Genomic DNA, 21,774 nt, shown 5'->3' on the forward strand with positions numbered 1-21,774 from the left:
CTTCGCAAGGCCGCGGGCCGCGGTTGGCGTGAACGCGTCGGTCAGGGGCGGCGCACCGGCTCTTCCCGTGTACGGGGCCCACGGCCCGGCCGGGCCTTCGGCACCCGGCGGACCACGGCGGTACCAGCGCGGTCCCCCTGGCCGGGGACCGGCCCCGGCACTCCTCTGGTACCACCGCGCCGGAACCTGTTCACCACAGGCATTTCCAGGGGGGACTTTCATGGATGTCGAGATCGAGATACTCGGGCCGATGGCCGTACGGTGTGCCGGCACCGTGCGGCACCTGCAGAGCGCGCAGGCCCGGGTGGCGTTCGCACGGCTCGTGCTCGCCGGGCCCGAGGGGGTGACGCGGGACGAGCTGGCCGATGTCATCTGGCCGGGCGAACTCCCGCCCACCTGGGCGTCAGCTCTGCGCACACTGGTCAGTCGGCTGCGGTCGTTCGTGGGATCGCTGCGGGCCGAGCCGACGAACCCGCTGGTCAAACTGGGTGGGCGCTACGTCCTCACGCTGGGCGACGACGTGGTGGTGGACGTGGCCGACGCGACCCGCGCGGTCGCCGCGGCGCAGGAGGCGCTCGACGCCGGCGACGTGACCGCCGCCGACCGCCTCGCCACCCGCGCCGCGGACCGGCTGCGGTTCCCGTTCCTGTCCGAGCACGAGGGCGACTGGGTCACCGGGCAGCGCCAGCGCCTGGCCGAGTACCTGGTGACGGCCCTGGAGGTCGCCAGCCGGGCGGCGCTCGAGGCCGGGGACCGCGGGCGGGCCGTCGTCCTCGCCGAGGAGGCGACCGCCCGGGCGCCCGAACGGGAGAGCGCCCACCGCTGCCTCATGGCGGTGCGCGGCGCCATGGGGAACCGGGGCGAGGCCCTGCGCGTGTACCAGCGGCTGCGCCGGTACCTCGCCGAACACCTGGGCGTGGACCCCTCCCCCGAGACCGAGGCCGCCTACCTGGCGCTGCTCGGCCCGTCGTCCGCGTCGCCCGCGCCCCGGGGCGGTACCACCAGCGCCGGGCACCGGCCGGTGCCGTTCGTGGGGCGCCAGCGCGCGACGGCGACGCTGGCCTGCGCCTGGGACCGGGCCGTACGGGGCCGACGGCAGTTCGTGCTGGTCACGGGCGAGTCGGGGATCGGCAAGACGCGGCTGCTGCGGGAGGCGGGGGCGACGATGGCCGCCGGGGGCGGGCTGCTGCTCGTCGGCCGGTGCGACGAGGGCGCGACGGTCCCGTACCAGCCCCTCGTGGAGGCGCTGGACAGCTTTGTCGCCGCCTCGCCCGACGACCCGCTCGGCGAGGTGAGCCCCGCCGCCAGGGACGTGCTGCGGCTGCTGCTCCCCTCCCTCGACGGGCCGTGCCCGCCCGGCGAACTGCCCGCGCGGCCGGTGCTGTTCGCGGCCCTGACGGAGCTGCTGCTCGTGGCGGCGAACGAGCCCTGCGCCCTGCTGATCGACGACGCCCACTGGGCCGACCCGCGGACGGTGGCGCTGCTGCGGCACCTGCTGCGCGCCACCGCCCACGCCCGGCTGTGCGTCGTCGTCGCGGCCAGGAACGACCTGCCCGCCTCCGCCCGGCGGGCCGACCTCGACGAGGCGATGCTGCCGTTCGAGCACGCCGGTGACGCGACCGAGGTGGCCCTCGACGGCCTCGACCTCGCTGCCGCCCGGGCGCTCGTGCGCGAGCTGGGCGACGGCGCCTCCGACGACACGGCGGACGACCCGGTCCCCCACGCGTACGCGCGCAGTGGCGGAAACCCGTTCATGCTCCTGGAGATGCTGCGGCACCAGGCGGGTGTCGACGCGGTACCACCGGCCGTCGCCCGGCTGGTGGCCGCCAAGCAGGCCGCCATCGGCCGGGACGCCGCCCGGCTGCTCCAGGTCGCGGCCGTCACCGGCTCGCCCGTCGCCTTCGACGCGATGGCGGGCGCCGCCGGGCTCGACGTCCTCGCGGCCCTGGACGCGCTGGAGGCGCTGCTGCGGGCCGGGATCCTCGCCGAGGTCACCGCCGCGGGCTCCCAGCACCCCGACCGACCGGCGATCTACGAGTTCCGCCACGACGTCGTACGCCAGGCGGTCGACGAGCAGGTGAGCGACGCCCGCCGCCGTCACGTGGCCTCCTGGCAGCGCACGGCGTCCGGCCGCACCACCGGCCAGCGGCTCTCCCGCACCGGAGCCGACCGGCCGTAGCACGGGGCGCGCACGGCGTACAGGGGGCGGAGGCACGGACGGTCTGGGAGTCCGCGCCTCCGCCCCGCGCGTCGCACCCACACCCCCGCCCGCACCCGCCCCCGCCCACACCCCGACCGCCCCACCCAGGAACATATGGGTTCACCAACAGGCCCCTGACGTAAGGTAGTTCAGGACGCCACCGCGTCGCCGCGCCCCCTCCGGCCCCAGGGTCCGCTGCCTCACCTCAGGAGCCACCCCGCACGGACGCGGAAGCCGAGCCAGGACCAAAAACGAATCCCTGGACCAAACGCTCAGATAAGCCAACAGCGCGTACAGTTGGCCTGAACCGGCACGACTGTGCTGCTGGGGGGCACCGGTTGAGCCAGGCACAAGACCGGTTCCATCTTGGCATTTGGCATAAGAGGGGGAGAGCCTCGTATGGCTCTAGTGCCTTTGGTCCCACGTCAGCGCCTTGTGGAAGAGATACTCAACGCGCGGCACTCGGTCCTCATCGAGGCAGGTGGTGGTTTTGGCAAAAGTGTCTTAATCAGGCAGGTCCACGCCCGTGCCGGAAACGGCCTGGAGGTGCGCCTGCCGCGCGATCACCCGGTCACGGTCGACGAGTTGGCGTCCGTGGTCCTCGACGCGGCCGAGCTGCGCACCGGCCAGCGGCGCACCCCGGACAGCGGTACCGCCGCACGGGCCGGTGAGCTGCTCGCCTCACCGACGGGCCCGGGCCTCCTGGTCGTCGACAACGCCGAGGCGCTCACCGACGAGGCCGCGGCCTGGCTCGCCGACCTGGCGCAGGACGGCGAGCCCTCCCCGCGCATCCTCGTCAGCAGCAGACTGCTCCCGGCCCCGCTCGCGGCCATGGAGTTCCGCGGCACCGCCGAGCGCTTCAACACCCAGGACCTGCGCCTCACCCAGGAGGAGGCCACGGCCCTGGCCCGCGTCGAGATCGGCGACGAGGACGGCGCGCGGCTCGCCACCACCCTGCACGACCTGTCGGGCGGCTGGGTGGCGCTCCTGCTGCTGATCCTGCGTCGGCTCGCCAGGGAGTCCGACCGCATGACGGCCGCCATGGGGCTGCTGCGGCACCCCGGCCTGATCCGCCAGCTCATGGACCACTACGCCGCGGCGCTCGACCCGGCCGACCGCTATCTGCTGACCCAGGTGGCCGCGTTCCCCCTGGTCAACGACAGCCTCGTGGAGGGGCTCGGCGAGCCGGGGCTGCTGCGGCGCCTGATCCGGGCGGGCATCCCGTTCGCCGTCGGCGCCGACGGCTGGGCGCGGCTGTGCGCCGAGTCGAAGGAACTCCTCGCCGCGCTCGCACCGCTCGACCCGGCCATCGCCCAGAAGGCCGCCCCGCTGCTGATGTCGCAGGGAGCGGAGCTGGCCGCGGCCAGCCTGCTGGTCGACAGCGGCGAGGCCGCGCAGGCGGCCACGCTCATCGCCGAGCTGCCCACCTCGCGCGTCAACCAGCTCTCCGCGACCGAGTTCATCCACCTGATGATGCGCCTGGGACCCGCGGCCGACGCCGCGCCCCAAGTGCTGCTGCACCTGGCCCGCACCCACCGCAACCTCGGTCAGCTCGCCGAGGAGCGCGAGGTCATCGGCCGGGCCCTGCGCGTCGTACGCGAGCAGAACACCGACCACGACCTCGCCGTGGAGGTCGAGAGCGAGTGGCTGACCCAGCGGGCGCTGCTGCGCGACCCGGCCGTGCTCGCCGAGGTCGAGCGGCTGCTCGACGTGACCGCCGAGGGCACCCGCGCCCAGGCCAGCCTGCTCGAATCCCTCGGCGTCGCCCTGTCCGAGCGGCCCGACGAGGCGAGCCTGCGCCGGGCCGAGCACGCCCTGCGCCAGGCCGCCATCACCTGGGGCGAGCTGGGTGAGCCCGCCCGCGTCGCCGCGGTCCAGCGGACCCTCGCCACCCAGGTCCTGTGCACCCTCGGCAAGACCGGCGAGGGCGCCGTGCTGCTCCACCGGCTCGGCACCACCAGCGACTCGCAGCTCGACCGCATGCTGTGCCTGGTCATGGAGGCGCGGCTGCTCGCGCTCAGCGGCGAGGCCGAGCGGACCCGCGCCGCGCTCGACGACGCCCTGCGCCTCGCCGAGTTGCTGCGCATCGACTGGGTGACGGGCCACGCCGCCTGGACGCGCCTGATCGTGGCGGCCAACGACCAGGACACGTCCGGGGTGCTCGACCACCTGGCCCGGGCCGAGGCGCACCTGGGGCAGAAGCTCCACGACGGGGGCGGCCTGCAGTTCCTGTGCGAGGCCGCCGACGCCTGCGCCGCGGTCGGGGCCGACGCGCCCTCGGCGCGGCTGCTCGCCGCCGCCCGCGAGCACCGCGTCGACGCGCCGGTCGCCCTGGCGCTGACCGAGGCGTTCATCGGGGCCCGCCGGGGCGACCCCGAGGCCGCCGATGTGCTGCAACGCATGCTCAAGGACGGGGAGATCCCCCCGTGCCTGCGGTGGCGGGCCGAGCTTCTGACGGGGTACGTGCGGCACGCCGCGGGCCAGACCGAGGCCGCCCACCGGCATCTGCTGATCGCCCGCGACCGGGCGGCGGGCCTCGGCCAGCCCGATCTGCCGGACCGCCGCGAGCGACGCGTGGTGGGCGTGCTGCGGTCGGTCATCCGGATGCCGCCCTCGGTCGAGGCCGAGGCCCCCGCCGACGACGGCTGCTACGAGGTGCGGGTGCTCGGCGGGTTCGAGGTGCGCCGGGGCCACACCACGCTGCACGGCACCGGCCGGGCCAGCCAGCTGGTGAAGCACCTGGTGCTGGCGGGCGGGTCCGTGCGGGTCGAGACCGTGGTCGAGGCGCTGTGGCCGGGCGAGATGCCGGGCGTCGGGCAGCGCCGCCTCAAGAACGTGCTGACCCGGGCCCGCTCCACCTACGGCCCGATCGTGATCCGCACGGGCCAGATGCTGTCCCTGTCCACGTGCAAGGTGGACCTGCACGCGTTCGAGGACCTGGCGCGGGCGGTGGCCGCCCTGCGGGCGGACGAGCGCGTCTCCCGCGCCCGCGTCGCCCTCGCCGCCTACACCGGGCCGCTGCTGCCCGACGACCTCTACGACGACCGCATCACCCAGCGCCGCGAGGTCATCCGCCGACGGGCGCTCAGCCTGATCGACATCGTGCTGACCGCCGCCCTCGAGGCGGACGACATGAAGGAGGCCATCGACCGGCTCGAATCGGCCATGGAGCTCGATCCGTACGACCAGGAGCGGCCCCTGCGGGTCGCCCGCGCCCTGGTCGCGGTGCGGCGCTACCTGGAGGCCAGTGACCTCGCCGTCCGGGCGAGCGCCGCCGCCCACGAGTTGGGCGTCCCCCTCGCCGCCGAGTGGGACGAGCTGTCGCTCAGCCCGATCGACGAGGCACGGGCGCCGCGAGAAGCGCCTCGTCCAGCTCCGCGCACCACGCCTCAAGGCGATCGGCGCGCAGCAGGTGACTCCCGACCAGCAGCCCGGCGTAGCCCGCGCTGAGCAGCCGGGCGGCCACCCGGGGGTCGTCGATGCCGCTGGCGCTGACGGGGCACGGCGATCCCGTGCCCCGTACGGCGGGCAGCAGTCGGCGGCTGCGGTCCAGGTCGGCGTCCCCGCGCTCGCGGGTGCGGATGTCCTTGTTGTTGACGGCCACCACGCACCCTTCGCACGGCGGGAGGGCGTCGACCTCGGCGCTGGTGGCCACCTCGATGAACGGGGTGAGGCCGAGCGCCAGGGCCTGCTCGGCCAGCCGGGCCAGCGCGACCTTCGGCAGCAGCGCGGCCGTGAGCAGCACCGCGGCCGCGCCGAGGTCGCTGGCCTGGCGCAGCTGGTCGGCGTTGGTGAGGAAGTCCTTCTGCAGGACGGGCAGTTGGGTGTGTCCGGTCACCTCCGCCAGGAGGCCGAGGTGGCCCCCGAACCAGCGGCCGGTGACCACCGACAGGCAGGGGGCGCCGACGGCCTCGTACCGGTCCGCGATCTCGGTGGGCGACCGGCCGCGCAGCAGGTCCTCACCGTCGGCGGAGCGGGGCTTCACCTCCATGATGACGGGACGCCCGGAGCCCAGCAGGGCGTCGATGAACGGCTGGGACATCAGGCGACCTCCTCCATGTCGGCGGCGGCACGCCAGTGGCGCCGGATGCCGCTGACCCGCTCGGCGCAGAACGCTCCCGTCGCGTCCCGTGCCGCCGTGTCCACGTCCACTCCGGAGAAGCGGGGGTGGGCGGCCACCTTCTCGTAGCGCGAGCGGTTGGCGGCCGAGATGCCCCCGGCGACGAGGAACGGCTTCCGCGTCGCCTCGGCGAGGTCGATGAGCACGTCGGGCTCCAGCGACAGGCCGGTGCTGCCGACGCGCCCGTCGGCGCTCGTCGCGTCGAACAGGAACAGGTCGGTCCCCGCCCGCTCGTACGAGGGCAGCAGCGGGCGCTCGACGCAGGTGTCACCGGTGACGTGGAGGACCTTGACCACGGTGGCCCGCGGCCACCCCCGCTTGAGGGCCGCCACCACGCCCGGCGGCTGGTAGCCGTGCAGTTGCAGCCACCGCACGTCGGCGGCGCGGGCGGCGGTGAGGATCGCGGTCGGGTCCCGCGAGAACGTGACCAGCATGGGCTCCGGGGCCCGCCGCACCGCCCTGTCATCGGCGGTGCGGCAGGCCTGGGCCAGGGCGGTGAAGCGGGGCGTGGTCAGATCGGCGTGGCCGCCCGGGACCCCGTGCCACAGGCCGATGAGGTCCACGCCCGCGGCCTTGAGCAGGGCGATGTCGTCGCGGCTGGTGGCGCCGCACACCTTGAGCAGCATGGTCACAGCCCCAGGAGCGAGGAGATCCGGTTGTACTGGATCTCCGTGGTGCCCGAGTAGAGGGTGCTGCCCACGGCGTTGGCAAGCTCGCGGTCCAGGCCGTACTCCGACATGTAGCCGTTGCCGCCGAAGACCTGGATGGCCGCGAGCCCGGAGGCCACGTTGGCCTCACTGGTCAGCAGTTTGCTGATGGCCACGTCCATCGTGACGTCCTGCCCGGCGACGAGGCGTTCGGCGGTGTCGTAGAGCCACCGGCGCGCCGTCTCCAGGCGGATGCGCATATCGACGAGCTTGTGGGAGATCGCCTGGTACGAGCCGATCGGCCGACCGAACTGCGTCCGTGTGCGGGCGTATTCGAGGCAGCGCTCGTACCGGTGCTGCATCTCCCCCACGTTGATGATGAAGGAGCAGAGGATCTCCCACTTCATGACGTGTTCCAGCAGGAGGTACCCGCGGCCGACGCCGCCGATGGCCCGGTCGGCGGGCACCCGGCAGTCGTCGAAGTACAGCTCGCTCATGGGCGAGGAGTGCAGGCCCATCTTCTTGAGCGGCTGCCCCGCGGTGAAGCCGGGAGTGTCGGTGTCGACCAGGAAGGCGGTGACGCCGAGCGGGCCGCCCTCGGGCCGGGTGCGGGCGTAGACGACGACCACGTCGGCGACGGGGCCGTTGGTGACGAAGCTCTTGCTGCCGTTGAGTACGAAGTGGTCGCCGTCGCGGACGGCCATCGTCCGCATGCTCAGGGCGTCGGAGCCGGTGTCGGGCTCGCTGATGGCGTGGGCGCCGATCAGTTCGCCCGAGCACAGCCGGGGCAGGTAGCGGTCCTTCTGCTCGTCGGTCCCGAAGTGCTGGAGCGGGACGCCCGTGCTGCACAGGGTGGTGGCGACGGAGAAGCTCAGCCCTCCGTCGCGGCACCCCTGGCCCAGGGCCTCCAGCACGAACATGGTGGTGAGCAGGTCGAGACCGGCGCCGCCCCGGGCGGGGTCGAACGGCAGGCCGAGTATCCCCGACGAGCGGATCAGCTTCCACGCGTCCCAGGGGAAGCCGGTGCCGCCGTCTCCCCCGCCGGGGGTGTGGTCGGCGAGGTCGCGGCACCACTGTTCCATGCCTGCGCGCAACGCGAGTTGGTCCTCGTCCCAGGTGCGCATGACCGCGGCCTCAGTAGGCGGAGGCGCCGGACGCGTCGAGGCTGTGTCGCTCGTCGCCCCGCAGGGCGGGCGAGAACACGCACACGAGGCGCAGGTCGGCGTCCGGGTCGGCGATGAGGTAGTGGGCGTCGTGCTCGTCGAGCGCGTAGAGGGTGCCCGGGGTGATGCGGTGCGAGGTGCCGTCGAGGTCGACGACCTCGCCGGAGCCCTCGATGCAGTAGCAGGCCTCCAGGTGGCGGCGGTACTCGAGCAGCGACTTCGTACCGGCCCGCACGGTGGTGTCGGTGACGGAGTAGCCGAGTCCGTCGGCCTCCAGCAGGAACCGGCGGCTGAGTCCGTTGCCCCAGTCGATGGTGGTGACGTTGTCCAGAGCGCGCACGATCATGGGTTGATTCCTCTCAGGTGTGGGCCACCGGTCGCGGGGACCGGGAGCGGTGGTGGGGACGGAGATCGGTCACGAGGGCGGCGAGGTCGGCGACGACGTCACCGCCCTGGGTCAGCGAGGCCTCGACACGGGCGACGACGGCGCTGCCGACGACGGCGGCGTCGGCACCGGCCGCGTGCACCCGCTCGATGTCGGCCGCCGTGCGCACCCCGAAACCGGCGGCGATCGGCGCGTCGGTCAGGGCCCGCAGGGCGTCGACCGGGGCGCGCAGCGCCCCCGGGTCGGGGAGGGACCGGCGCCGCTGGTCCCGTAGTGCGTCACCAGGTACACATAGGCCGAGGCATGCGCCCCCGCCTCGGCCACGACGCCGGGGGGTGAGGTGGCGTAGCACGTGGTGACGACGGGCAGTCCGGCGGCACCGGCCCGGTCGTAGAACTCCGGGCGGGCCCGGGGCGGGGCGCCGTGCAGCAGCGCCCCGGCCGCCCCCGACGCGGCGACGGCCGTGACGACCTCCGCCATCGAACGGGGGCGTACGGTGTGCGCCCAGTCGGCGAGGACGACCACCTTCAGGTGGCGGTGCCGGGCGCGGGAGCGCTCGACGAAGGCGAGCGCGTCCTCCAGATCGGTACCGGCCGCGAGGGCCCGGTCGGCGGACCGGCGGATCACCGGCCCGTCGCTGATGGAGTCGGGGAACGGCACGCCCAGTTCCAGGACGTCGACCTCGTGCTCGTCGAGCATGTCGGCGATGTCGTCGAGGACGTCGAACGGCGGGTCCCCGGCGTTGAGGAACAGGGCCAGGCCCGGTGGGCGGGGAACAGGTCAGCCACGGGAGGCCACCTCGCTCACCCGCGGTGCGGGTGCCGGTCCGGCGTCTCGTACGGCGTTGACGAGGTCGCGCACCGCGCCGTCCCGCATGGCGGTCGTCGCCGAGGCGATGGCGGTGCGCCAGTCGGTCTCCCGCTCGGCCGCGATCGTCAGGGCGGCGGCGTTGAGGGCGACGGTCTGGGTGGCCACCTCGCCCGCCCGTCCGGAGACGACGTCCAGGAAGTGCTCGACGACGCGGTCGGGGTCGGTCACCGGTGCCAGGTCCGCCAGGGTGCCCGCGGCCGTGTTCAGGACGCGGCGGCCGAGGCGGAGTCCGGGCTTTCCGGTGCCGCGGTGGACGACGTTGTTGGCGAAGCTGATCAGTTCGTCGGCGCCGATGTCGTTGGTGCACAGCCAGACCTCGCGGTCCTCGACCGCCTCGGCCAGCTGGTGGGCCAGCGGCAGCAGCCGCGGGCTGGACAGGCCGGTGAGCTGGCGTGTGCCGGGCAGCGCGGGCAGGAAGGGGCCCAGCGTGTTGAGCAGTCGGCCGTACGGCCGCATGGGCAGCGGCAGGATGCGCCGGGCCAGCACGGTCAGCTCCACGGGGTACACGAAGTACCCGGCGAAGGCGATGCCGTGGCGGGCCAGTGACGTGGCCGTGTCGTCGTAGGACTTAGTGAGCGGGATGCCGAGCCGGTCGAGCAGGTCGATGGAGCCGTAGGTGCTGGAGTAGGCCCGCGACCCGGTCTTGATGACCCGGGCCCCGAGGGCGGCGGCGACGAAGGCGGCGGCGGTGGAGACGTTGAACGTCGACGCGCCGCCGCCCGTGCCGACCACGTTGACCGCACCGGGGAAGGCGCGGACGGGTCCGGTCCGGCGGGCGTGCAGGGACCGCACCAGGCTGGTGAGCGTGGCGGGGGCGACCGCGTCCTGGCTGAGTGAGGCCAGGACGGACGCGGGTTCGCCGGGGTCCAGGGTGTCGGCGCTCAGGTGGTCCCAGAACGACGACCATGTCGCGGTGTCGGCCGGGCGACCGGCCAGCAGGGCGGTGGACGCGTCGTGCACGGCTCAGCTCGCCTCCGCCGGGACCGACGCGCGCGCCACGAAGGCGTCGATGGCGTCGATGGTGCGGAAGTTGTCCGGGTCGAGGGCCGCGTCGTCGACGGTGACGGCGAACTCGGTCTCGATCCAGGCGATCAGCTTCAGCAGGCCGAGGCTGTCGACCACGCCGTTGGCGAGCAGGTCGTAGTCGGTGGCGAGCTCCGACGCCTGGACGTCGGGCATGAACTCCTGGATCAGGAAGGACTTGATGGGCATCGTCATCGTGCTGGTCATCGTGCTTGTTCCTCTCGTGCGGTGGTTCCCTCCGGGCGAGGGGACCTCAGGGTCTGGCGGAGAAGCTGGCGGTCGACCTTGCCGGTGGAGGTCCGGGGCAGCGGGTCCTCCCACAGGCGGAAGGTCGACGGGATGGCCGCGGGGGGCAGGTGCTGGGCGCAGTGCTGGCGCAGGCCGAGCGTGTTGACCCGCGCGCCCGGTGCCCGGCGCAGGACCGCGTGCAGCAGTCGTCCGGCGACGGGGTCGGGGAGGGCGAGGACCATGGCCTCGGCGACCTCGGTGTGGTCGAGCAGCACCTGTTCCACCACGGCGGTGTTGACGCGGGTGCCGCGCACCTTGACGTGGAAGTCGTTGCGCCCTTCGAGGTGCAGGACGCCGCTGTCGTCGCGGCGTACGACGTCGCCCGTCCGGTAGAAGTGGGGCGCGGCGCTCGGCGGGCGGCCCGCGGCGGCGGCCACGAACGGGCCGGGGGCCGTGGGGTCGGCGGCGAGGTAGCCGGTGGACTGGAAGGGCGTGGCGACGACCAGCTCTCCCTGTCCGGGGCCCGTGACGAGGGCGCCGTCGTCGTCGAGGACGAGCGCCTCGACGCCGGGCAGCGGGGTGCCGAGGGGGACGCCGTCGGTGGGCGGCGCGTCGCGGTCGACCTCGTACAGGAAGCTGTCGTTGGTCTCGGTGCAGCCGTACACGTTGTAGAAGCGGCTGCCGGGAAATACCTCGGGCAGCCGGGCCAGGCACCGGCCGGGCATGTGGTCGCCGGTGAACAGGGTGTGGCGGACCGTGGGGAGCTGCCGGGGCGGGCTGTCGGCGGCCTCGACCATCAGCTGGTGGGCCATGGGCACGGCCTGCACGACGGTGACGGCGTGGTCGTCGATGGCGTCGAGCAGATGGCGCCCGTTGGTGGCGGCGTCGGGGTCGACGAGGACGACCTGGCCCCCGTGGTGGAGCGTGGCCCACACGTCGAGGAAGCAGAGGTCGAAGTTGAGCGGGGCGTAGTTGAGCACCGAGGCCCCCGGCCCCAGGTCGAAGCGCTCGGCGGCCCAGTCGGCGAAGCGCTCCACGGCGCCCGCGGTGAGCGGCACCAGTTTGGGGAGGCCCGTCGACCCCGACGTCGTGAGCACGAAGGCGACGTCGCCGGGGCCGACGGGCGCGGCGGGGGTGACCGCGGTGGTGGCCCGGGCGGGGCCGATGTCATCGCTGGTGATGACGTGGCGGCACCCGGCCCGCGCCAGGAGCTGTCGCAGGGTGGTGGCGGGCAGTGCGGCGGAGGGAAGGACCACCGGCAGGCCCGCCCTCAGGCACGCCAGCACCAAGGCGATGGTGCGGGGTGTCTTCGTGGCGGGCACGCCGATCGGTTCGCCACCGCTGGTGTCGAGGTGGGTGAGGTGGGCCGAGGCGTCGGCCACGAGGACGGCCAGCTCACCGTAGGTGGTGTGCTGGCCCCTCGTCACGAGGGCCGTAGCGTCGGGGCGGGCGGTCGCCTGCCGGGCGAATGACGTCCAGAGCCGGGTAAGTTCCACACCTGCATCGTGCGGGTGCCCCCGCAACGCCACCGCAAGGCCCGCCCCGCGTCACTGCCGGGTGAGGCCAGCGAAGTCGCTGGTCAGGCGGCGTTCCACACGCCGGTGGGGGCGATTTCGGCCACCCAGTCCGCGAAGTCGCGGGGCTTGCGGTTCAGGGCCCGCTCGACGCCGTCGGCCAGGGAGCTGTTGCGGCCGTCGAAGAACTCGGAGATGAGCGTGGCCAGCGGGTCGGCGAAGGAGCGCGGGGCCCCGTCGGCGACGATGGCGTCCGCGAACTCGTCGCGGGTGATGGGCTGGTAGCGCAGTTCCCGGCCGGTGGCGCGGGCGATCTCGGCGACGCCTTCGGCGAAGGTCCACAGGCGCGGGCCCGTCAACTCGTAGCGCTCGCCCACGTGGTGGTTCTCGGTGAGCGCGGCCACCACGACATCGGCGATGTCGTCGGCGTCGACGAACGGGTCGGCGTTGTCCGCCGCGGGCAGGGCCAGCACGCCCTGGCGCAGCGGTTCGAGGAACACTCCTTCGTCGAAGTTCTGGTTGAACGAGGCCGGGGCGACGATGGTCCACTCGACCGGGAGGCCCGTGACGGCCTGCTCGCAGCGGATCGCCTCCTCCTGGTTGCGGGCGGACAGCAGGACCAGGCGCTCCACGCCCGCGTCGACCGCGAGGCGGGCCACGGTGCCGATCGCCTCGCTGGCGCCGGGCCACTCGACCTCCGGGTAGTACATCAGGTAGGCCGACTTGACTCCGGCGACGGCGCGGGACCAGGTCGTGGGGTCCTCCCAGTCGAACGGTGGCTCGCCGGTGCGGGAGCCGACCCGCACGTCCACGCCTCGTTCGATGAGCCTCTTCGTCACCCGGCGGCCGACACGGCCGGTACCACCGAGAACCAACGTCGTGTTCTTGTTTGTTGTCATACCAGTAGTCTGGGCGGCTCGATCTGGATGTTCCATGGCCGAGATGCCGGAATGCATATCCGGTCGTCTACCCCCGCGTCTACTCTTGGGGGAATGGACGCACTGTCAGCGCTCTTAGAGGGACCACGGGCCAGCGGCGCCTTCCTCCTGCGCATCGTCATGGAGCCCCCCTGGTCGATCCGGGTCCAGGACAGGTCGCCGCTGTGTCTGGCCGTGATGCTCAGCGGCGAGGCGTGCATCGAGCCCGACCACGGCGAGCTGGTGCGGCTGCGCCCGGGCGACGTCGCCATCGTCCGCGGCCCCGACCCCTATGTGATGTGTGACGATCCGGCGTTGGAGCCGCAGGTCATCGTGCACCCCGGCCAGCAGTGCGTCACGCCCGACGGCGTGGAGCTGCGGGAGCGGATGTCCCTGGGGGTGCGCACCTGGGGCAGCAATCCGGACGGTCCCGTGCAGATCCTGCTGGGTGTGTACGAGGAGGTGGGCGCCGTCGGCCAGCGGCTGCTCGACGTGCTGCCGCCGCTGCTCGTCGTCTCCGACGACACCTGGGACTCGACGCTCGTGCCGGTGCTCGCCCGGGAGGCCACCAAGCAGGGCCCGGCCCAGGGTGTCGTGCTCGACCGGCTGCTCGACCTGCTGCTCATCTCGGTGCTGCGGGTGTGGTTCGACCGGCCGGAGACCGAGGCCCCGGCCTGGTACCGGGCGCACACCCACCCGGTGGCCGGTGAGGCGCTGCGCCTGTTCCACGAGGACCCGGCCCACCACTGGACGCTGGACGGCGTCGCCGCCGAGATCGGTGTGTCCCGCGCGACGCTCGCGGAGTGCTTCCGCAACGCCGTCGGCACCCCGCCGATGACCTACCTCACCGAGTGGCGCCTCGCCCTGGCCGCCGACCTGCTGCGCCAGTCGGACTCCACCCTCAACGCCGTGGCCCGCCAGGTCGGTTACGGCAGCGGCTTCGCCCTCAGCTCGGCGTTCAAGCGGGTGTACGGCATCAGCCCGCAGGAGCATCGAACCGCCGCGCTGGCTCAGTGACACCTGAGCCGACGCCTGCCCAAGTCCTCGCACGTTCGGACTAGTTGATCATGCCCCCCAACGTACGCACTGTTGGCGGCGGCAAGGGATAGGGGTGATCCGGCAGCCCCGAGCCCCGGGTCCTGCGGGGGCTTGGGGCTGCCGGTTTTCCCCGTGCTTGCCCCTACAGCTTCGGGCGGCGGCTCGCGCAGGTCGACTCGTTTCGGGCTGGCCCGAAACGACCTTCGGCGGCGAGGCTCCACGCGTGACCCTGCGCATCCACTTCACGGCCGAGGACCTGGCCCGCACCCGCCTGGCCTCCGGCGTGCGCCCCCTGCTGGAACTGGACATCGGCATCCGGCTGCTCCAGGAGCGCAGCCATCCGGCGCGGTTCGACGCCTGGCGGCGGCGTACGGCGCCGCGTCTGCCGCAGCGGCTGGCCCCGCTGTTCGACCTCATCCCCGCGCTGGGCGCGTCCGCGGACTTCCTCGATCTGCACCGCGCCGAGGATCCGGACGACTTCCAGGACCGGCTCTGCTCGACCCCCGTCCGCCGTCTCACCGAGGACCTGGACCGCTGGGCGGCGGGCCTGGCACACGTACCCAGGTCGGTCCGGCGACTCAGACAGGACACCGCGCTCGTACGCGACCTGGCCGAGGCCGTGCACACCGCGCACGGGCTGCTCGTCGCCCCGTACTGGCCGCGCATCGAGCAACTCGCCGGCGCGGACCGGGCCCTGCGCCTGGGGCACTTGGCCGAGCACGGCATCGAGCGTCTGCTCAGCGAGCTGAACCCCCGCTACATCACGTGGACTTCACCGGTGCTGCACCTCACGACGGCTTCCCGTCGCGACGGGGACATCCACCTGGCGGGGCGCGGCCTGCTGCTGATCCCCACCGTGTTCGGCTCCCACTATCCGGCGTACGACCTCCCGGACGACGGCCAGCCCTGGATCACCTTCCCCGTCCGGGACAGCGCGCACGCCACCACGGCCCCCGCCGCCGTCACCGCCGGTGTCCTCGCCGAAGCCCCGTCGTCGCTGCGGGCCCTGCTCGGCCGCACCCGCGCCACGGTCCTATGGGTGATCGCCGAACACACCGGGTGCACCACCACCCAACTGGCCGCCCGCGCCCGCGTCTCCCCCGCCAGCGCCAGCGAACACGCGAGCGTGCTGCGCAGGGCGGGACTCACCACCCTCACCCGCGACGGCAGGTCCGCCCGCCACGCCGTCAGCCCCGCCGGACACGCGCTGCTGGCGTCGTCCGGCACGTGATCCCGGCGGGCCCGGCGCGCGGTGCGGCCGTGGCGACGGTCACCGGCACGGTGATGCCCTGCGCGGGGAGCGGGCGCGGGCCGGTGACCGTCGATCCAGCGGCTGTCGCGGGGCGGGCCGCTAGTTCCACTTCTGGTAGGTGCCTCCGTTGCACACCACCAGGCGGACGCCCTGGGAGATGCTGCCGTCGAGGCACCGGCCGGACTGCCCGTGCCTGATCTCATGGGTGCTGGAGTCGGGATACCACTTCTGATAGGTCCCGCCGTTGCAGGCCACCAGGCGAACGCCTTGGGAGACGCTGCCGTCGAGGCACCGGCCGGACTGTGAATGCTGGATCTGGTCGCTGTAGCCGTGGAAGTAGGTCCACGTCTGGTAATTGCCGCCATTGCACGTGTTCAGACGGACGCCTTGAGAGACGCTGCCGTCGAGACACTGATTGGCGTAGTGCTGGTTCTCCCAGGTACTCCAGAGCGCCGCCGTCCGGGGCGGTTCGGCGGCGGCCTGGGACGGTGCGGCGAGCAGGGCGGTCACGGCGAGAGCCGCGGCCGCTCCCCCGGCCAGCGCTGACACGCGCGAGGTCACACGTTGGGGCATCGTCGTTCTCCTTTGGATCGCCGGTCGTTTCCAGAAGCCAGGAACAAGGAGCCAGAAGCCAGGGACAAGGAGCAAGGAGCCAGGAGCCAGGAGCCAGGAAGAAAGGATCTGCGAGTCGGATATTTCTCGCACAGAGAAGAGAAGTGCATGGAAAACCATTCCGGCAAGCACGGGTTCCGGCCACCGGGCATAAATGGCCATCCGGACAGCTCGTACAGCTCGTACAGCGACCTGGTTGGTTGTCCTCAATACCTCACGGGCGCCGACAATTCACTGAGCCGTCGCTGGCGGTTTATCGCGTTGGGTGTGTTCCTCCGTTTTCCGCCGTGAGGACGAGGATCGCGATCTGTACGCGGTTGGTGAGGCCGAGTCTGGTCAGGATGCGGTTGACGGCGCTCTTGACCCCGGCCTCGCCGAGCCCGAGCGCCTCGGCGATGTGCGCGTTCGACAGCCCGCGGGCGACCAGGTGTGCGACGTCCGCTTCGCGTCGGGTGAGCGCGGACAGCGGGCTGTCCTGGCGCCCGGGGCCGGGCGTGCCGCCCGGCCCTCCGGGCAGCAGCGGCGGTGGCAGGCCGGAGAAGGCGCGGACCAGGCGTCGGGTGACGGTCGGCGCGAGCGTCGCCTCGCCCGCCGCGACCTCCGTGATCGCGTCGACCAGCCGCCGCGGTGTGGTGTTCTTCAGGAGGAAGCCGCTGGCCCCGGCACGCAGCGCGGCGTACACGTACTCGTCGAGGTCGAACGTCGTCAGCACCAGCACGCGCGGCCGCGGCCCCGGGTGCGGCCAGTCGCGGAGGATCCGCTCCGTCGCCTCCACACCGGTCGCGCCCGGCATCCGTACGTCCATCAGCACGACGTCCGGCCGGAGTTCGTACGCCGCTTCGACGGCCCGCGCGCCGTCCACGGCCTCGCCCACCACGTCGACGACGGTACGGCGCAGCATCGCCCGCAGCGCCGCCCGGACCAGTTCCTGGTCGTCCACGATCAGCACCCGTACCCGCGGGGTCACCCCTCCGCCTCCCCCGCGTACGAACGGCCGTGCCGCGCCCCGAACGTGGCCACGACCCGCCAGCCCCCGTCCGCGACCGGTCCCGCGCGGAGCGTGCCGCCGAATAGTGCGGTGCGCTCGCGCATGCCGACCAGGCCGAGGCCGGACCCGGGCATCGGCGGGCGCCCCCTGTCGGGCGCGCCGTTGTCCACGGCGACCGTCAACCAGCCGTCGCCGCAGGCCAGTTCGATGTGTACGGGAACGGCACCCGCGTGCTTGCGGACGTTGGACAGGGCTTCCTGGACGACGCGGTAGGCCGACACCGCGACGGCGGGCGGCAGTTCGGCGACCGGGCCGGTGACCGTGAGCGTGACCGGGCAGCCCGCCGCCTCGGCCTGCGCGGTGAGCTGGTCCAGGTGGCTCAGCGACGGCTGCGGCGGCGGCAGCGCCGGCGCGCCCGGTTCGGGCCACGCGCTGTGGGCCCCTTTCGCCTGGCTGTCCGGCGGCGGTTCCGCGAGCAGTCGGAGCAGGCCGCGCATCTCGTCCAGCGCCGTGTCCGCCGTCTCGCCGATCGCCGCCACGCCCTGAGCGGCGGTGCGCGCGTCGTCGGGCAGGACGACGGTCACCGCGCGTGCCTGCAAGGCGATCGCGCTGATGTGGTGGGCCACCACGTCGTGCAGGTCGCGGGCGATCCGGGCGCGTTCGGCGGCCGCCGCGCGCCGGGCACTGACCCGCTGCTCGGCGCGGAGCCGTTCAGCCAGGTCGCGCAGGCGCTCCGCGTCCGTGCACAGTCGGCGCCTGGACGCGCCGAGCAGCCACACGGCGGCGGCCATCGCGGCGGCCACCAGGTACTCGGCGGGCGCGATCGCGTCGTCGGCCGGTGAGAAGACGGTCAGCCGCCCCGCGGCCAGGTCCGGTGCGAGCAGCGTCGAGGTGAGCACGAGGGGGGCGAGGAGGCTGCGCGGCCCCGGCATGTACCGCGCCGCCGAGTAGCAGGCCAGCCCGACGGACTGGGCGTTGTCGCCGACCGGGTCGAGGAGTTCACCGGTCAGGTAGCAGGCCGCCGTGGCGGCGAGCACGAGCCCCGGACGCGTACGCCGCCACAGCAGCGGCACACATGCCGCGACGAGCGGCCCGAGGACCGCGGCACAGGGGCCGACGCCCTCGGGCATCGGCTGGCGCAGGCGCATCAGCACCGCCACGCCGGTGAGAACGGTGGTGACGAGTACGTCCGCGGGGCGCCCGGCGAGTGCGTGGCGCACCGCGGCGGCGCGCGCCCGCACGGACCGCGCCCGCGGCGCCCGTTCGGACCGTTCCGTTCCCTGCCACGCCCATAAGCCCTCGCCCATGCCCGCCCCCGCTCGCGCTCCCGCACGCATCCCGCCCCCGCTCACCTCACGCCCTGCCACCCCCGCGGCCCGGGCCCGGCCGTCACCGTAGGACCGGCGGTTCCGGGAGACGCAGTGCGGGCAACGAAAGTTGCCCCGCCGTCCCCTCCCGGCGGACGACGCCCACCTCAGGGGCCCGCCCCTAGCGTCGAAGGCGCTCCCGTCCACAGCGTCCGCGTCGCGCGTTCCGGTCCGCCCGGTCGGGGCGACGGCGGCCCCCCCTACCGGAGGATTCCGTGTCACCGAACCTGCCCCGCCGACGTGTGCCGTTCCGACGAGGTGCCCCGTTCCGACGGGCTGTCCCCGCGCACCGCCGTCACGCCACGCCAGGAGTCGCCGCCGCCCTCGCCCTGGCGATCGCCACACCGGGTGCCGTCGCCGAGAGCGGCCGGGACGGCGCGGTTCCGGCGTCCGCAGCCGGGCGGCCCGCGCTGTCCCAGCGTGACGCCGACGCCGTACGCGACACCGGCGCCATCGGCGTACAAGCCCGGGTGAACGGCGGACGGAACGGTTCCGGCACCGTGACCAGCGGCACCGGCGACCTCCGCACGGGGCGTCCCGTGCCCGTCGACGGCCGTTTCCGGATCGCCAGCAACACCAAGGCCCTGGTGGCCGCCGTCGTGCTGCAACTCGTCGGCGAGCGGCGGGTGGCCCTGGCGGACCCCGTCGAGAAGTGGCTGCCGGGTGTGGTGCGCGGCCACGGCAACGACGGCCGGAAGATCACCCTCCGCCAGCTGCTCCAGCACACCAGCGGCATCCACGACGACCACCCCGGCATCGACAGCGCACAGGAGTACTACCGGGTCCGCTTCCGCCCGTTCACCCCCGGACAGTTGGTCGAGCGGGCCATGCGGCACCGTCCGGACTTCCCGCCCGGCAAGGGCTGGGGCTACTCGAACACCGGTTACGTCCTGCTCACGATGGTCATCGAGAAGGTCACCGGAGGCGACTGGCACGACCAGGTGCGGGACCGGCTCCTGAAGCCGCTGGGGATGCGGCACACCTACCATCCGGGGACTCGCCCGCCGTCCGGAAGCCGCACGCGCGCGCCTACCAGCGGTTCGAGTCGGAGCCGAGGCTCGTCGACGTGACCCTCTACAAGGACACCGCCCCGGCCTTCGGCCTCATCGGCACCACGGCCGACCTCAACCGCTTCTACCGCGCCCTCCTCGGCGGCAGGGTCCTGAAGCCCGCGCAGCTCAAGGAGATGAAGCGGACGGTCCCCATGCGGGGCGCGTTGCAGGTGCCCTACCCGGGCGGGCGCTACGGGCTCGGGCTGATGCGGAACAAGCTGCCGTGCGGCGGCTGGTACTGGGGCCACGGCGGCGACGAGATCGGCGCCATGAGCCGCAACGCGGTGAGTGACGACGGCCGGATCGCCGTCACCGCCGCGATGTCCTCCGAGTGGGCCACCTCCGTGCCGGACACGCTGCGCCAGCACCGGGCGGCGACGCGGCTGGTCACGAACGCGCTGTGCCGCGCCCGGCGGTAGCCGGTGCCGCCGCGTCAGGTGGCGGGGCGCCCCGGACGGCCGTGCTCAGGCCTCCTGTCCGCGGGGCTCACCAGCTGATCCCGGCCGCCACCGGCAGATGGTCGCTGCCGGTGCGCGGCAGCACCCACGAGCTGCGCGGCTCCACTCCCCGCACCAGGATCTCGTCGATGCGCACCATGGGGAAGCTGGCGGGCCAGCTGAAGCCGAAGCCGTTCCCCGCCGCCTTCTGGGTGGAGCGCAGCCGCGAGGTGAGCCCGTCGAACGCCCGGTCGTCCATGGTGCCGTTGAGGTCGCCGAGGAGTACCACCCGCTCGTTCCGCTCGGCGGCGACGGCCGCGGCGAGCGCCCGCGCGCCTCCGTCCCGGTTGGCCGTGGCGAAGCCCGCTCGGGGGTTCACGCGTACGGAGCCCAGGTGGGCCACGTACACGGCGAGGGGCCCCTGCTCCGTGGCGACCGTGGTGCGCAGCGCCCGCGGGTCGGCCGCCCTCCAGACGACGGGCCTGGCACCCGTCGGCGGCCCCTGGTGCCGCTCGGTGTCGACCGTCCGGGTGCCGGACAGCGGCAGCTTGCTCCACAGCCCGACCGTGCCCCGCACCGTGTGGTGCGGGTACGCCTTCGCCAGCTCCTTCGCGTAGGTGACCTGGGCCTCCTCGGTCATTTCCACCAGGGCCAGGACGTCCGCCCCCGAGGCCGCCAGGTCGCGGGCGGTGCCGACCGGGTCGGCGTTGTCGGCGTTGACGTTGTGGCTGACCACGGTGAGGTCGCTGCCCGGCCGGGACTTGTCGACGAGCAGCCCGCCGAAGAGGTGCAGCCAGACCGCGACCGGCAGGACCAGCGCGACCACCGCCGAGGCGGAGCGACGCCACAGCGCCGCAGCCAGCAGCACCGGGACGAACAGGCCGAACCACGGGAGGAAGGACTCCACCAGGCTGCCGATGCCGTGGGTGCCGGGGATCCGCGCGTGCAGCAGCAGGGTGAGGCCGAGCAGTGCCGCCAGGGCCGTGGGGACCGGGCCGCGCTTCCAGGGCTCCGGCCGGGAGAGACGGCGGACCGCCCGGCGGGCGCGCGCCCTCCAGGCCCCGGCGTCGGGTGGCCCGGCGGGCGCGGTGTCCACCGGCGCCGTCGGCCGTCCGCGCTCGCCGCCGGTGGGTGCGCCCGCGGGCGCACCCGTGGAGGTGTCCGTGGGGGCGTCCAAAGAGGCGTCCATGGAGGTGTCCGTGGAGGTGTCCGTGGGAAACGTGCTGGTCACCGCTGCATCCTCGGGTCCTGGGTGGGGTTGGCGTACGGGCGCGGGCAGCCCTGTTCGCTGGCGTGGGGGCGCAGTTCGTAGTGCCAGGGTTCGTTGCGGTAGATCCGGCACAGGCCATGGGCGGCGCCGTGGCGGGACAGCCATGCCGCCGCGCCGTCGCCTCCGATGTCGACGGCGTCCCCCGCCACGTGCGGTGAGGTGTCCGCGGTGGCCACCCACCGGGCGGCCGCCTCCGGCGATCCGTACGTGGAGATCGCTTCGCGCAGGAGCCGGTTCTGGTACTTCGGGGAGCGCCAGCCGCTGTTGAGCGTGAGGGTGACTCCGTCGGCGGCGGCGTCGGATGCCGCCTCGCGGAGGGCCGCGCGCAGGCGTGGGTCGAGGTTGGCCAGGGCCGGGACCGTGTCGTCGAGGGCCTGCGTGTCGTCGAGGACCTTCGTGCCCTCGGGGACGACGCCCTCGGCCGCGCCCGGCGAGACCCGCCGCTCCCCGCGGTCGGCGTACGGCGAGGGGGCCGGGGGTGCCTTGGAGGGAACCTCGGCCGACGACGGCGAGGGCTTCAGCATCCGGTAGCCGACGACTGCCGCGATGATCACGACGGCAGCGGTCAGGGCGCCGACGAGGAGCCTGCGCGTCCGGCGGGTGGCGGTATGAGCCGCTGGCGGGATTCGTGTCATGCCGCCAGTGAAGGCGGCGCGGCGTTGCCGACCCGTATGCGGATTTCGATACGCGG

Annotated in this window: 18 protein-coding genes and 2 pseudogenes; 5 read left to right on the forward strand and 15 right to left on the reverse strand. The window is 73.7% G+C overall.

Features of this window, described 5'->3' with window-relative positions:
* Positions 1–220 precede the first annotated feature (220 nt).
* Positions 221–2,179, forward strand: a complete 1,959-nt coding sequence (locus tag ACOBQU_RS00875) for an AAA family ATPase (RefSeq protein ID WP_423623676.1) — start codon at positions 221–223, stop codon at positions 2,177–2,179.
* A gap of 2,910 nt (positions 2,180–5,089) precedes the next feature.
* A pseudogene (locus tag ACOBQU_RS00880) lies at positions 5,090–5,440 on the forward strand (bacterial transcriptional activator domain-containing protein); the annotation flags it as partial.
* 85 nt (positions 5,441–5,525) lie between these two features.
* Here the strand turns inward: ACOBQU_RS00880 and ACOBQU_RS00885 are convergent.
* From ACOBQU_RS00885 to ACOBQU_RS00930, 10 genes are all read right to left on the reverse strand, one after another.
* On the reverse strand, positions 5,526–6,242 hold the full coding sequence (locus tag ACOBQU_RS00885) for an indole-3-glycerol-phosphate synthase (protein WP_423623678.1): 717 nt from the start codon (positions 6,240–6,242) through the stop codon (positions 5,526–5,528).
* Entirely contained in the window at positions 6,242–6,946 is a 705-nt protein-coding gene (locus tag ACOBQU_RS00890; protein WP_423634181.1) for a phosphoribosylanthranilate isomerase, read from the reverse strand. Before ACOBQU_RS00890 ends, ACOBQU_RS00885 begins: the two co-directional genes overlap by 1 nt.
* Before the next feature lie 2 nt (positions 6,947–6,948).
* Positions 6,949–8,091 (reverse strand): acyl-CoA dehydrogenase family protein, encoded by a 1,143-nt coding sequence (locus ACOBQU_RS00895; protein WP_423623680.1) that lies wholly within the window; start codon positions 8,089–8,091, stop codon positions 6,949–6,951.
* 10 nt (positions 8,092–8,101) lie between these two features.
* A complete protein-coding gene (locus ACOBQU_RS00900) occupies positions 8,102–8,476 on the reverse strand; it encodes an ectoine synthase (RefSeq protein ID WP_423623681.1) in 375 nt (124 codons plus the stop codon).
* Between the two features lie 13 nt (positions 8,477–8,489).
* Complete coding sequence (locus ACOBQU_RS00905; protein WP_423623683.1) at positions 8,490–8,684, reverse strand: hypothetical protein; 195 nt, start codon at positions 8,682–8,684, stop codon at positions 8,490–8,492.
* A 29-nt stretch (positions 8,685–8,713) separates the two neighbouring features.
* Complete coding sequence (locus ACOBQU_RS00910; protein ID WP_423623685.1) at positions 8,714–9,214, reverse strand: tryptophan synthase subunit alpha; 501 nt, start codon at positions 9,212–9,214, stop codon at positions 8,714–8,716.
* An 81-nt stretch (positions 9,215–9,295) separates the two neighbouring features.
* The gene (locus tag ACOBQU_RS00915; protein WP_423623687.1) at positions 9,296–10,345 is read right to left on the reverse strand and encodes a hypothetical protein; all 1,050 of its coding nucleotides are present in this window, start codon (positions 10,343–10,345) and stop codon (positions 9,296–9,298) included.
* A 3-nt stretch (positions 10,346–10,348) separates the two neighbouring features.
* The gene (locus tag ACOBQU_RS00920) at positions 10,349–10,615 is read right to left on the reverse strand and encodes a phosphopantetheine-binding protein (RefSeq protein WP_423623689.1); all 267 of its coding nucleotides are present in this window, start codon (positions 10,613–10,615) and stop codon (positions 10,349–10,351) included.
* A complete protein-coding gene (locus ACOBQU_RS00925; protein ID WP_423623691.1) occupies positions 10,612–12,132 on the reverse strand; it encodes an AMP-binding protein in 1,521 nt (506 codons plus the stop codon). The genes ACOBQU_RS00920 and ACOBQU_RS00925 overlap by 4 nt, the downstream gene beginning before the upstream one ends.
* Before the next feature lie 83 nt (positions 12,133–12,215).
* A complete protein-coding gene (locus tag ACOBQU_RS00930) occupies positions 12,216–13,049 on the reverse strand; it encodes an NmrA family transcriptional regulator (RefSeq protein ID WP_423623693.1) in 834 nt (277 codons plus the stop codon).
* 93 nt (positions 13,050–13,142) lie between these two features.
* On the opposite strand from ACOBQU_RS00930, the gene ACOBQU_RS00935 reads away from it, so the two are divergent.
* Both ACOBQU_RS00935 and ACOBQU_RS00940 read left to right on the forward strand, forming a co-directional pair.
* Positions 13,143–14,084 carry an AraC family transcriptional regulator gene (locus ACOBQU_RS00935; RefSeq protein WP_423623695.1) on the forward strand — a complete coding sequence of 314 codons (942 nt, stop codon included), beginning with the start codon at positions 13,143–13,145 and terminating at the stop codon, positions 14,082–14,084.
* Positions 14,085–14,328: 244 nt separating this feature from the next.
* Entirely contained in the window at positions 14,329–15,336 is a 1,008-nt protein-coding gene (locus tag ACOBQU_RS00940) for an ArsR/SmtB family transcription factor (protein ID WP_423623697.1), read from the forward strand.
* Positions 15,337–15,456: 120 nt separating this feature from the next.
* Here the strand turns inward: ACOBQU_RS00940 and ACOBQU_RS00945 are convergent, their stop codons facing one another.
* The 3 genes from ACOBQU_RS00945 to ACOBQU_RS00955 all read right to left on the reverse strand — a co-directional run bounded on the left by ACOBQU_RS00945 (position 15,457) and on the right by ACOBQU_RS00955 (position 18,264).
* Positions 15,457–15,867: an RICIN domain-containing protein gene (locus ACOBQU_RS00945; protein WP_423623699.1), complete on the reverse strand. Its 411-nt coding sequence runs from the start codon at positions 15,865–15,867 to the stop codon at positions 15,457–15,459.
* A gap of 355 nt (positions 15,868–16,222) precedes the next feature.
* A complete protein-coding gene (locus ACOBQU_RS00950) occupies positions 16,223–16,936 on the reverse strand; it encodes a response regulator transcription factor (RefSeq protein WP_423623700.1) in 714 nt (237 codons plus the stop codon).
* Complete coding sequence (locus tag ACOBQU_RS00955; RefSeq protein WP_423623702.1) at positions 16,933–18,264, reverse strand: sensor histidine kinase; 1,332 nt, start codon at positions 18,262–18,264, stop codon at positions 16,933–16,935. The genes ACOBQU_RS00950 and ACOBQU_RS00955 overlap by 4 nt, the downstream gene beginning before the upstream one ends.
* Before the next feature lie 560 nt (positions 18,265–18,824).
* Between ACOBQU_RS00955 and ACOBQU_RS00960 the strand changes: the two are divergent.
* Positions 18,825–19,795, forward strand: a pseudogene (locus ACOBQU_RS00960) (serine hydrolase domain-containing protein).
* A gap of 67 nt (positions 19,796–19,862) precedes the next feature.
* Here the strand turns inward: ACOBQU_RS00960 and ACOBQU_RS00965 are convergent.
* Both ACOBQU_RS00965 and ACOBQU_RS00970 read right to left on the reverse strand, forming a co-directional pair.
* Positions 19,863–21,002, reverse strand: coding sequence for an endonuclease/exonuclease/phosphatase family protein (locus ACOBQU_RS00965; RefSeq protein ID WP_423634182.1), 1,140 nt, complete (start codon positions 21,000–21,002; stop codon positions 19,863–19,865).
* A gap of 38 nt (positions 21,003–21,040) precedes the next feature.
* Positions 21,041–21,718 carry a M15 family metallopeptidase gene (locus ACOBQU_RS00970; RefSeq protein WP_423623703.1) on the reverse strand — a complete coding sequence of 226 codons (678 nt, stop codon included), beginning with the start codon at positions 21,716–21,718 and terminating at the stop codon, positions 21,041–21,043.
* Positions 21,719–21,774: the final 56 nt, after the last annotated feature.

The organism is Streptomyces sp. G45, assembly GCF_049542095.1.
Lineage (GTDB): Bacteria > Actinomycetota > Actinomycetes > Streptomycetales > Streptomycetaceae > Streptomyces.